Genomic DNA, 12459 nt, shown 5'->3' with positions numbered 1-12459 from the left:
GAATATTTAAATACTATAAATTTAGTTTTTATTTAATTTTATTGAGATGATTTGCAAGATAAACACCAGAACTTGCACAAGCTTGTATTAGGTATCCACCAGTTGGAGCGTCCCAATTTAACATTTCTCCTATACAATATTGATTTTTAATTTTGTCTAATTGAAAATTAGAATCAACAGCATTTAAATCAATTCCACCAACTGTAGAAATAGCCTCGTCTAAAACTCCTAAATCAATAATTTCTAAAGGAAATTTTTTAATATTTTCTGATAATAATTTAGAATCTAAATATGCTTCTTTGGTAAGGTGTGTTTTTAATAAATCAATTTGTGAATTGCTTAGTTTTAGTTCTTTCTTTAAAACTTGGGTAGTATTTTTAAATGTTGAATTTAAAATTTTTGTAGTAAGGTTTTCCAAAGTTAATGTTGGTTTAAAGTCGATATAAATAATTGCTTTTTCTTGTGACTTTAATTGTTCTCTAATTTGCGGACTTAGGCCATAAATAGCATTTCCTTCTAAACCAAATTTTGTAATTACGGCTTCTCCTTTTTGCTTTTTTTCTGAACAATAAATAGCAATATTTTTTAAAGGATTTCCTTCGTTTTGATTGATAAAATCAGATTTCCAATCAACTTTAAAAGCACAATTAGATGCTTGAAATGGAATTGTTTTTACCTCTTTTTTTTGAAATTTTTCTAACCAACTTCCGTCAGAACTTGTAACCTTCCAGCTTGCACCACCTAAAGAAAAAACAGTATAATTAGAAGTAATTGTTTTATCGTTTATAATTAAATTGTTTTGAGTATCCCAACCAGAAAAAGTGTGTTCATATTTAAAAATAATTCCTTTTTCTTTAATATGATTTAGAATTGTATTTAAAACTGTAATTGGTTTAATTCCTTCTTTTGGGTATACTCTTTTACTACTTCCAATAAAAGTTGGAACTCCAATAATATGTAACCAGTTTCTAAAATCATCATTCGTAAAATTTAATATGGAGTTTTCTAAAAAATCACTAGGAGTATAGCGTTTGATGAATTCAGTAATTGGTTCTGAGTGTGTTAGGTTAAAACCGCCTTTTCCAGCAACTAAAAGTTTTCTACCTGCAGTTTTGTTTTTTTCATAAATAGTAATATCGAATTTTTTAACATCTAAAAAAGCAGCCAAAAGTAGAGAAGAAGGTCCGCTTCCAATAATGGAAATCGTTTTTTTCATCTTATTATTTTGGTTTCTTTATTCAACTTTTAATCGATAATTTTTATGATGTTTTTTTTCTATAATATGTTTTATAGTTCTTAGAATAACTGTGATTGTAAACTTTATCAAAGGTATTATTTTATACCGTAACAATTTTTAAAACTGTAACTATTCCTATTAATAGAATAAAGATTAAAGACAGTTTTTTAAATTTATCCTGTGGAACGAAGTTTAAAATCTTTTTACCAATATAAGTTCCTATAAATCCTATTATTAGTAGAAAAGGAACATAAATCATTAAGTCTTTTTTTATGTACCCATTTTGATAGTAAACAAATGTTCTTGTAAAATCTATCATAAAGTCGATAAATGCAGATGTTGCTATAAAAACACTTTTTTCAAGATTAAAAGATGCCATTGTAAGCCCTCTAATCGCTCCTCCAGTTCCTAATAAACCAGCAGAAAAACCAGATAAACTACCACCAATAATAGAGTTTTTTTTATTTGGATTGAAAGAATAGTTTTTTTTAATTAAAAACAACAAACTAAATGCAATTAGAAAAATACCTAAGAAAATTTCTAGTTTAAAACTATCAATATATTTTGATAAAAGACCTCCAATAATTACAAATAAAACAGAAGGAATACCAATGTTTATAAGTAGTTTTTTATTTAATCCTTTTTTAAAAAGGAAAATCTTACTAAGGTTACTCGATAAATGAAAGATAGCAGTTAAACCTAAAACTTCATAAAATCCGAAATAAAAATTACCTATTGGTACAAAAAATACAGACGAACCAAAACCTCCAATCGTTCCTGTTATTTCTGCAAATAAGGCTAAGATTAAGAAGATTTCGTTTATTTTCATTTTTTCACTTTAAACAAATATAAACTTATAAAAGTTAAAAAACCATTAAGAACTAAAACAAAAAAACCAAAATCGAAACCTAATTTTTCTTTACTATAAAAGCTAATTACATAGGTTAAAATTGGGGCAATTAAACAAATAAAAGGAACTACTTTGTCTTTTACTTTTAGTTTGGTAAACATTCCAAAAGCATATAAACCTAATAAAGGGCCATAAGTATACCCCGCAAATGTGAATATTTTTGCAATTACACTGGCATCTGCAATAAAGTATTTAAAAATTAGAATGGTTGCTATTAAGACAAGAGAGAAAATAATATGAATTTTCTTTCTAATTTTTTCCTGTTCGTTTTTGTCTTTCTTTTTATCAATTTCTAAAATATCGATACTAAAAGAAGTGGTTAAAGAAGTTAAAGCAGAATCTGCGCTAGAATAAGCAGCAGCAATTAAACCTAATAAGAAAAATAGTGCAGTTGCTAAACCTAATATTCCTTTGGTTGCAATGATTGGAAATAATTGGTCTTTATGAGCATCAATTCCGTTTCGTTGTGCGTAATCTGTTAGTAAAACACCTAAAGCTAAAAAGAAAAAGTTTACAATCACTAAAACAATTGTAAACCAAAACATGTTTTTTTGAGCATCCTTTAGATTTCTACATGTTAAGTTTTTTTGCATCATATCTTGGTCTAAACCTGTCATAACTACGGCAATAAATGCACCAGCTAAAAACTGTTTCCAGAAATAGTTTCCTGCTTTTACATCCTCAAAAAAGAAAGTTTTAGATAATTCGTTATCAGCAATGTAAGAGAATAAATTATCTATTTTCATTTCATCAGAAATCGTATAAATACAAACTCCAACTGCAATTAACATAAAAAGTGTTTGCAAAGTATCTGTCCAAACAATGGTTTTAATTCCTCCTTTAAAAGTGTACAACCAAATTAATAATATAGTAATAGAAACTGTTACCCAGAATGGAATTCCATAAGCATCAAATAAAATAATTTGTAACACATTAGCCACTAAAAACAATCTAAACGCTGATCCAATTGTTCTAGAAAGTAAGAAGAAACTTGCGCCTGTTTTGTATGAATAGTTTCCAAATCTGTCTTGTAAATACGTGTAAATTGATGTTAAGTTTAATTTATAATAGAGTGGAAGTAGCACTAAACCAATAACAGCATAACCTACAACATAACCCAAAACCATTTGAAAATAGCTCATATTAGCACCTTCTACCCAACCAGGAACAGAAATAAATGTAACTCCAGACAGTGAAGCGCCAATCATACCAAAAGCAACTAAATACCAAGGTGAAGAGTTGTTTGCTTTAAAAAAGGTTTTGTTGTCTGCAGATTTACTTGTGATATATGAAATGAAAAATAGTACAGAGAAATAAGCAGCAATTAATAATAAAATATGAAGTGGTTGCATAGTGATTTACAAATGTTCAATTATGAATTACGAATATAAGTTTACTTAAGAAAATAGAATGTAGAATACAGAAAATTTATTATAAAGTCTTTTGTATTTTTTTCTTTGGAAGTTGTAATTTTGCAAACTATGGATTTTTCATCAAAACTTTTAGAAAATGCAGTAAATGAAGTTTCGCGTTTACCAGGAATTGGAAAACGAACTGCATTACGTTTGGTTTTACATTTGCTAAAACAACCTTCTGATAATACAAAATATTTGTCTGAAGCGTTATTGCATTTGAGAAATGATGTAAAAACCTGTGAAAAATGTCATAATATTTCTGACACTCTTTTGTGTGATATTTGTAATAATGTAAAAAGAAATCCAGAAATTGTTTGTGTTGTAGAAGATATTAGAGATGTAATGGCCATTGAAAGTACTTCTCAGTTTAATGGATTATATCATGTTTTGGGCGGAAAAATTTCTCCGATTGAAGGAATTGGGCCGCAAAATTTACAAATAGAATCTTTAGTTAGAAAAGTTTCTGAAGGAGAAATTAAAGAATTGATATTTGCGTTGAGTTCTACAATGGAGGGAGATACCACAAACTTTTATATTTTTAAACAAATAGAAAAATACGAGATTACAACAAGTACAATTGCGCGTGGAATTTCTGTAGGTGATGAGTTAGAATATGCAGATGAGGTTACTTTAGGAAGATCTATTGTAAATAGAATTCCTTTTGAGCAGAGTATTAGAAACTAAAAAAAAGCCCACTATATAAGTGAGCTTTTAAAATATTATACTTTTTTGTAAGTAATTACATATGTGTAAGTTACTCCATTATAAACATCTGTGTTAGTAATACTGAATTCAGTGTTGTTTTCTGAGAATGTTATTTTAGCGGTTTCAGTATCTCCATTACCATAGTCTACTTTGTAAGTTGAGCTTCCTAAGTTTTCCCAAGTAGCAGTTTCAGATTCTGTAATACAATTGTTACTTCCATCATTGTAATAATAAACTTCTGTTGATGTTCCGTTTTCTGAAAATGTAATTGTACTTTTTCTTTCACACTCTGTTGAAATTTCAGTACCATTTTCTTTGTCAGAAATAAGTTGCCATTTTCCAATAATAAGATCAGATGAACTAGGATTATCATCTTCATTAGTTTCACAAGATGATAATGTTGCTATTGCTAAAAATAAAAAAATAATTTGTTTCATAATATTAAGATTTAAAATTTAAATCAAAAATAGTACGTAGAATAGTATTTTAATATACCTATAAGTAGGTGTTTTACATGATTTAGAATACGAAAATAAGGTTCTTTTAAGAAGAAGTTTTGCGAATAGAATTCCTTTTGAGCAATCTTATTAGAAGTTAATCTATTTTAGATTGCCAAACTAGCGATATCATTTCATATAATTCATCCTCACTAAAGGTATAATCACTTTCTGTATCTACACGATGAACTAAAACCATATTTGAATCGGGATAAATTGCTAACATATGAACTCCAGTTCCTGTATGATAAAAAGAATTTGAAGGTCTATTTTTTGTTTTCATTAAAACTCCCCATAATATTCCATAAGCTAAACCAGCTGGTTTGTATGTTATAGAATATGGTTTTACCGAGTAATCTATCCATTCTTTTGGAATAATTTGTCTTCCTTTCCATTTTCCTTTATTCAAATAAAGTTGACCATATAAAGCTAAATCTCTTGCAGACATTCTAAAATGATATGCTGGATACTTAGATTTTTCTAACTCATATTGATAAAATCCATGAGAGTCTGGAATTTCAACATCTTCATTTTTTGTAACATAAATTTTCGAATATTCATTTACAAAATCCATTTCTAATGGTTGAGCAATGTGTTGATAATATAAGTCGTAAATACTTTTTCCTGTCTGTTGCTCAAGAATATGTCCTAATATATTGAACCCCCAATTATTATAATAGTAAGTTTCCCCAGGGTAATGAGATCCTCTTTTAGGCATTTTGTTTAACATGCCTTTTGAAACAGCCGCAGCATTATGATAAACTCCAGACTTAGACTTTAATATGTCTGCAATTGTAGCTTTTTTTTCTTGTTCAGTTAATTTAGGAGATATGTCATCTATTTTTAAATCACTAAGAGTTTTTGTTGTATCAATAGTTCCGTTTGTAATATAGATTCCAAGTAAGGAGTTGAGTAAAGCTTTTCTTATAGAGTGGATCGTATGTTTTTTGTTTGATTGTCCCCATTCTAAAACTGCTTTTCCATTAGATAAAATAATTAAAGATGATGAACCTGATTTTTTTAAAAACGAAGTTAAACTGTCAAGTTTTTCATGAGAGAATCCAAGTTTTTCTTTATTTCCAATCTTTAATTTATTAAAACCTTGAGCAAAAAATGGATTAGAATTAAGTATAAGAAAGAATAGAAAAACATAAATAAAAGGAATTTTCATAAAAGAACAGTTTTATAAAAGACTATTATGATTTTATTTTGTGACATTTTGTACTTTATTCTTTTGAAGTTTCACCATCATTTTCCAAAACCTCTTTCTCAGCTTTTTCCCAAGATTTTTTTTCTCTAATTTTTTTGTAAAGTCTAATACCTAGCATTAGTAAAACTCCGAAAAGAATAATTCCTACAACACCCCAAATCCAATTGGTTGCACTTTGTAAAGTCACTAAAAATACTACTGCAAATAAAATAATGGTTGGGACTTCATTTATAATTCTTAATTTAAAAGCTGAGTATTTTATAATATCGTTCTGTAATTGTTTGTATATTTTATGACAAAGACCATGGTAAACATATAGAGCTAAAACAAAAGATAGTTTCACTAACATCCATGGTTGAGATAAGTATTCGGGAAAATAATATAAAGTCCAAAAACCAAAGATTAGAGTTAAAATTGCTGACGGCCACGTAATAATATACCACAAACGTTTACTCATTAATTTGTATTGAGTTTGTAAAATTTCTTTTGCAGGTTCTTCTTTTTTTTCTGCTTCTACATGATACATAAATAATCGAATAATGTAAAATAATCCAGCAAACCAAGTGACGATAAAAATAATATGTAGTGCTTTTAAGTAGTAAAGATTCATAAGTTTTTAATTTAGTTCTTATGTTTGTTTATTAAAGCCAATGTCATTCCGAACGAAGAATGAGGAGGAATTTAAAGGTTTTATTTATAATGAGATTTCTCAATCGCTTAAAAAAGCTCATTTCGAAATGACAATTGTTATCGTTTTTGCTATTAGTTAGCAAACTAGTTTAGCCCTGATTGAAGCGGTATCCTTTTTTCTGTCAGTTCGAGTGAATTTGCTTTTTTTGCAAATTTGTATCGAGAACAGAAGAAAAAAGATATAGCGAAAAGCAGGAAATAGCTTCTAATTATTTTATTTATTTTTCCAATCATTAATCCAAGAAACCATAACATCTACCCAATCGTCATTGTCATTCATACATGGGATGTGTTTGTAATCTGTTCCTCCAAATTTTAAAAACTCGTCTTTTCCTTCCATGGCAATTTCTTCTAACGTTTCTAAACAATCAGCCACAAAAGCAGGTGTAATAACTGCTAATTTTTTCTTTCCTAATCCTGGAAATTTCTCAATTTCAAAATCAGTATAAGGTTTTAACCAAGGATCTTTTAATAAGCGAGATTGAAAAGAATTGCTATAAGTTCCTTCTTTTAAGTTAAGCTCTTTTGCAATTTCTTTGGTAGTTTCAAAACATTGATGTCTATAGCAAGTGTGATGTGCAACAGAACTTCTTTCGCAACAAGAACCGTCTATTTTACAGTGATTATTTGTTGGGTCGGATTTTTTAATGTGTCTTTCTGGAATTCCGTGATAAGAAAACAGCATATGATCGTAATCAAATCCTTTTAAATGATTTGCAATATTATTACTCATTGCTTTTATATAATCAGGTTCATTGTAAAACGGAGCTAATGTGTCTAATTTTACATTTGGATATTTTTCTGCTAAAATTTCTTCTGCTTTTACAGTTACAGTTTCAAAAGAAGACATTGCGTAGTGAGGATATAAAGGCGCTAAAAATATTTCTGTTACACCTTTGTCTACTAATTCTTTGATTCCTTTTTCCATAGATATAGAGCCATAGCGCATTGCTAAAGCAACAGGAATGTCTACTTTTTTCATCACTTTTTTAGTGAATCTTTCTGAAATTACAACTAAAGGTGAGCCTTCTTTCCACCAGATTTTTTTGTAAGCTGCACCAGATTTTTTAGGTCTTACTTGTAAAATAATTCCTTTAATTAATAACCAACGTTTCCAATACGGAATGTCAATTACGCGTTCATCCATTAAAAATTCACTTAAATATTTTTTAACGTCTTTGGTTTCTGTTGAATCTGGTGATCCTAAATTGTTTAGTAAAATTCCTTTCATTTAAAATGAGTTTCAAAGTTTTTAAAGTTTCAAATTTTTAAAAGTTGAAACTTTAATTTTTATTTTTGTTTACTGATAACTGATTTGTTACTTCATACAAAGTTATTGCTAAACTATGTATTACATTCATTGATGAATTTCTGCCATACATTGGTATTGCAATAGTTTCATCTACTAAATTTATATTTTCTATTCCGTTTCTTTCACTTCCCAAAAGTAATACGATTTTTTGATGTTTTTTAAAATTAAAATCTTGAATATTCATACTCTTATCAGTAATTTCTATACCAATAATTGTATTTCCTTCATTTTTTAATTGTTGGATGATTTCTTCAAAATCTTTGTAAACTGCATGTTTTATTTGATTTACTGTATTTCTTGCGGTTTTTTTTACAATTCTATTCTCTGTTGAAGGTGAGTTTTCATGAAAATAGATTTTTTGCACTCCAAAACTTTCAGAAATTCGAAAACACATTCCTATATTTTCTGGAGTTCTTATTGCATCACAAACAATTGTTATTGGAAATTGTTTTTGATCGTTTTCTATATCGTAATGTGTTAATTGTTCCAAATCTAACTTTTTAAACTCATTACATATTTTTTTGGAGTTGTTCCAAATTTCTTTTTAAAAGCAGCAATAAAATGACTAGAAGTACTGTAACCAACTTTTACACCAACTTCATTTACGTTAAATTGATTGCTTTCTAATAATCTTCTTGCGTGTTCCATTTTATAATCGAACAAAAAACTATAAACTGTATCTCCGTAAATTTGCTTAAAACCCTCTTTCAATTTTTTTAAGCTCAATCCAATTTCTTTAGATAGTTCTTGTAAAGTTGGTGGTTCTGCCATTCTAGAAATAATAATTTCTTTAGCTTTTCTAATTTTTAGCACATTTTGTTCATCTACTAAAAAAGGACAATATTCACCTTCTGTACTTTCTTCTGGTTGAAAATGAAGACTTAATAATTCATATACTTTTCCTTTTATATATAGGTCTCTTATAGAACTATTGATGTTAGAGTTGATAATTTGTTGTAAAACAATAGAAACAGTAGGTTTTATCTCTGTATCATCATAGTATTTTTTATTACTATTTTCATCACTTAAAAAAGGAATGTAACCAGATTCTTTAGAAAATAATGAGTGAAATTTTTCAATAGAAATTAATAATGAAACTAATGTTGTTTTTGGTTGAATTTCTAAATGAATCGGTAAAACCCTTTGTGGATTGTAAAGTAAAATTGATCTGTTGTCTAAAACATCAAAAGAATAAGAACCATTGTTAAATAAAAATTTAGAGTTTCCTCTTAAGCAAAAATGAATTTGTATAAATGTGCTATTAATCTCTCTTTCAAAATCTTGTACTTCTTTACTTTCATTTTGAAAATGAAATAGATAAAAGCCTTTATCTAAAATAATTTCTTCAAAAGTACTTTCTCCGACATTTTTAAACATATCTGTTCTTTTAATTAGGATTTCTTTTATTTAGAATCATTCTATATAGTAAATATTCAAAACCTTGATTCCTAAGCAAAAGTAGTGTTTTCCATGATTTTTTCAATTAAAATTTATTTAAAAAACATTTAACGTTAAAAAAAGAACCTTAAGCGACATTTTTTTCTAAATGAAGTTTATATTTTTGACCAACTTTTACAATTACATGCAAGAGGATAGGCAAGAGCACTTTTATAATATTGGCGTTAGTTACAAAAAAGCGGATGCTAACACACGTGGAAAATTTTCTTTATCAAAAGAGAATCAAACTGCTTTGTTGAAACTTTCTAAAGAAAAAGGCTTTAAAGGAGTCTTTATTTTGTCTACATGTAACAGAACAGAAATCAGTGGTTTTTCAGAACGTCCATGTCAATTAATAGAATTGTTATGTGAGTTTTCTGAAGGAACTATTCAAGAATTTGCAAAAGTTTCTAATGTTTATAAAAACCAAGAAGCAATTCAACAATTATTTAGAATTGGTACAGGTTTAGAGAGTCAGATTTTAGGAGATTATGAAATTGTTGGTCAATTAAGACAGGCCTTTAAAATGGCAAAATCTTTAAATACCACAAATGCATATTCAGAAAGATTGATAAATTCTGTATTGCAAGCAAGTAAAAGAGTTAAGAACGAAACTAGATTAAGTTCAGGAACTACTTCTGTTTCTTATGCAGCGGTTCAATATATTGTCAAAAATTTACCAGATTATAATTCTAAAAACATTTTAGTTTTTGGTTTAGGTAAAATGGGAAAACATACCTGTAAAAACTTAGCTGAATATACTCAAAATAAGTCTGTTTGTTTAATTAATAGAACAGAAGAAAAAACAACAGAATTTGTAAAAGAGCACGCTTCTATTAGAAAAGCAGTTGTAGAAAACTTAGCTGAAGAAGTTGAAAAAGCAGATGTTTTAATAGTTTCAACTGGGGCAGATAAGCCAACAATTACAAAAGAACATATTGCTAAAAATAAAGAATTACTTATTTTAGATTTATCAATGCCAGAAAATGTAGCAAAAGATGTTAGTTATATAGATGGCATATCTTTAGTAAATGTAGATGAACTTTCTAAGATTACAGATGAAACTTTAGCTGTTCGTCAAAAAGAAGTTCCTTTTGCAGAAGCAATTATAGATACACATAAAGCAGAATTTAATGAATGGTTAAATCATAGAAGGTTTACACCTGCAATTGCCGCTTTAAAAAAGTCATTAGAAAATATTAAAAACGACGAAATTAATTTTCAGAAGAAAAAAATTGCTGATTTTGATGAAAGTCAGGCAGAAATCTTAACTTCACGTTTTATTCAAAAGATAACCACACAGTTTGTGAAACATTTAAAAGATGAAGAAACATCTGTTTCACAAAGCCTACAAGTAATTAATAAGGTTTTTAAATCTTAATCAAAACTCAATGCAGAAAATAATAAGAATAGGAACTCGCGATAGCCAATTAGCGCTTTGGCAAGCTAATAAAGTGCGTAAAGAATTAACAGAATTAGGCTATGAATCAGTTTTGGTTCCTATAAAATCTTTAGGTGATATTGTTTTAGATAAACCCTTATATGAATTAGGAGTTACAGGTGTTTTTACCAAAAATTTAGATATTGCTATGTTGAATGGCGACATTGATATTGCTGTTCATTCTTTAAAAGATGTACCTACTGTTTTACCAGAAGGAATTAAACAAGCAGCAGTTTTAAGACGTGATGATTACTCAGATGTATTATTATTAAAAGGTACAGAAGAGTTTTTTGGACAACCAAATGGTGTAATTGCAACAGGAAGTTTGAGAAGAAAAGCGATGTGGTTAAATCGTTATCCAACACATAAAGTAGTTGGTTTACGAGGAAATGTAAATACGCGTTTAGAAAAATTAGAAGATAGTGAGACTTGGAATGGAGCAATTTTTGCAGCAGCAGGTTTATATCGTTTAGGTATAAAACCAGAAGGAACAATTAGCCTTTCTTGGATGATTCCTGCACCAGCACAAGGTGCAATTATGGTTACCGCTTTAGAAAAAGATGATTATTCTTTAGATGCTTGTGAACAATTAAATCATAGAGAAACAGAAATTTGTACAACAATAGAACGTGAGTTTTTAAACCAGCTAGAAGGTGGTTGTACTGCACCAATAGGGGCTTTAGCTTATATTGATTCTAAGACAGAAGAAATTAACTTTAAAGGAGTTTTATTAAAAAAAGACGGTTCTAAAAAACTTACCGTTAATAAAACAGCACCAGTTGGTCGTCATAGATATTTAGCTAAAGATTGTGCAGATTATATAATTAATAGAGGTGGAAAAGAGTTAATGGCAGAAGATGAAGAAACTGCTGAAGTTCCTTTACAAAACATATATTCTACCAAAAAACTTTCAGAACTTCAAAAAGAAACATTATCACCAGCAATAGGGATAAAAGATAGTGATTTTATTAAAATACGTTTTAATAGAATTCCACCAAAGGTGATGAAAAATGAAATTGAAAACGTTGTTATTACAAGTCAAAATGGAGTAGAAGCGTTGTTGAATTCTTTTACAAGAGATGAAATGAATTTTAAAAACATTTTTTGTGTTGGTAGAAGAACAAAAAAGTTAATAGAAAACAGAATAGGTAAAGTTGCTTATGTAGCTAAAAATGCTAAAAAATTAGCAGACTATTTATCAAAAGAGTTAAAAGTTGAAGAAGTAACTTATTTCTGTAGTGATGTACGATTAGATGTTTTACCTGCATTTTTAAAAGCTTATGATGTTGTTGTAAATGAAGTAGAAGCTTATAAAACGATGTTGAGTCCAGAAAAAATTTCTGACGAAGTTACTGGAGTTTTATTTTACAGTCCTTCAGGAATTGAAAGTTATTTAAAAGAAAACGGAACTGATAAAGTTGCTTTTTGTATTGGAGAAACTACCGCAAAAGTTGCAAGAAAACATTTTGATAAAGTAGAAGTAGCAAATATGCCAAGTGTAGACAGTGTTTTAGAATTGGTAAATAGTTATTTTTCAAAAGAGTAAAAATGTCTCCTCGAGCGCAGTCGAGAGGTTTTAAAAATTAGGTCTCGACTGCGCTCGAC

The 12459-nt window shown here is 28.4% G+C and carries 12 protein-coding genes; 3 read left to right on the top strand and 9 right to left on the bottom strand.

Annotation, left to right across the window (positions count from 1 at the left end; all coding sequences use genetic code 11):
* Positions 1–28: 28 nt before the first annotated feature.
* The 3 genes from PHEL85_RS04965 to PHEL85_RS04955 form a co-directional block, all read right to left on the bottom strand.
* Entirely contained in the window at positions 29–1216 is a 1188-nt protein-coding gene (locus PHEL85_RS04965) for an aminoacetone oxidase family FAD-binding enzyme (protein ID WP_036821846.1), read from the bottom strand.
* A 121-nt stretch (positions 1217–1337) separates the two neighbouring features.
* Positions 1338–2066 carry a sulfite exporter TauE/SafE family protein gene (locus PHEL85_RS04960; protein ID WP_036821844.1) on the bottom strand — a complete coding sequence of 243 codons (729 nt, stop codon included), beginning with the start codon at positions 2064–2066 and terminating at the stop codon, positions 1338–1340.
* Positions 2063–3499 carry a sodium:solute symporter gene (locus tag PHEL85_RS04955; protein ID WP_036821841.1) on the bottom strand — a complete coding sequence of 479 codons (1437 nt, stop codon included), beginning with the start codon at positions 3497–3499 and terminating at the stop codon, positions 2063–2065. The genes PHEL85_RS04960 and PHEL85_RS04955 overlap by 4 nt, the downstream gene beginning before the upstream one ends.
* 129 nt (positions 3500–3628) lie before the next feature.
* Here PHEL85_RS04955 and recR point away from each other — a divergent pair, with 129 nt between their 5' ends.
* Positions 3629–4246 (top strand): recombination mediator RecR, encoded by a 618-nt coding sequence (recR, locus tag PHEL85_RS04950; RefSeq protein ID WP_036821838.1) that lies wholly within the window; start codon positions 3629–3631, stop codon positions 4244–4246.
* Between the two features lie 35 nt (positions 4247–4281).
* On the opposite strand, the gene PHEL85_RS04945 is transcribed toward recR, so the two are convergent.
* From PHEL85_RS04945 to PHEL85_RS04920, 6 genes are all read right to left on the bottom strand, one after another.
* The gene (locus PHEL85_RS04945; protein ID WP_036821835.1) at positions 4282–4704 is read right to left on the bottom strand and encodes a lipocalin family protein; all 423 of its coding nucleotides are present in this window, start codon (positions 4702–4704) and stop codon (positions 4282–4284) included.
* A gap of 157 nt (positions 4705–4861) precedes the next feature.
* Positions 4862–5935 carry a serine hydrolase domain-containing protein gene (locus tag PHEL85_RS04940; RefSeq protein WP_036821832.1) on the bottom strand — a complete coding sequence of 358 codons (1074 nt, stop codon included), beginning with the start codon at positions 5933–5935 and terminating at the stop codon, positions 4862–4864.
* A 55-nt stretch (positions 5936–5990) separates the two neighbouring features.
* The gene (locus PHEL85_RS04935) at positions 5991–6584 is read right to left on the bottom strand and encodes a CopD family protein (protein ID WP_036821829.1); all 594 of its coding nucleotides are present in this window, start codon (positions 6582–6584) and stop codon (positions 5991–5993) included.
* Between the two features lie 294 nt (positions 6585–6878).
* Entirely contained in the window at positions 6879–7895 is a 1017-nt protein-coding gene (gene hemH, locus PHEL85_RS04930) for a ferrochelatase (protein WP_036821827.1), read from the bottom strand.
* A 52-nt stretch (positions 7896–7947) separates the two neighbouring features.
* On the bottom strand, positions 7948–8466 hold the full coding sequence (locus PHEL85_RS04925; protein WP_036821824.1) for a TrmH family RNA methyltransferase: 519 nt from the start codon (positions 8464–8466) through the stop codon (positions 7948–7950).
* Between the two features lie 2 nt (positions 8467–8468).
* On the bottom strand, positions 8469–9353 hold the full coding sequence (locus tag PHEL85_RS04920; protein WP_036821821.1) for a helix-turn-helix transcriptional regulator: 885 nt from the start codon (positions 9351–9353) through the stop codon (positions 8469–8471).
* 205 nt (positions 9354–9558) lie between these two features.
* Here PHEL85_RS04920 and hemA point away from each other — a divergent pair, with 205 nt between their 5' ends.
* Positions 9559–10794 (top strand): glutamyl-tRNA reductase, encoded by a 1236-nt coding sequence (gene hemA / locus PHEL85_RS04915; RefSeq protein ID WP_036821818.1) that lies wholly within the window; start codon positions 9559–9561, stop codon positions 10792–10794.
* A gap of 10 nt (positions 10795–10804) precedes the next feature.
* Positions 10805–12400: a hydroxymethylbilane synthase gene (gene hemC / locus PHEL85_RS04910; protein WP_036821815.1), complete on the top strand. Its 1596-nt coding sequence runs from the start codon at positions 10805–10807 to the stop codon at positions 12398–12400.
* Positions 12401–12459 lie beyond the last annotated feature (59 nt).

It is taken from the genome of Polaribacter sp. Hel1_85, from assembly GCF_000766795.1.
Taxonomy (GTDB): Bacteria; Bacteroidota; Bacteroidia; order Flavobacteriales; family Flavobacteriaceae; genus Polaribacter.
The sequence above is the reverse complement of the archived record's forward strand: the minus strand, read 5'-3'. Positions and strand labels throughout refer to the sequence as shown.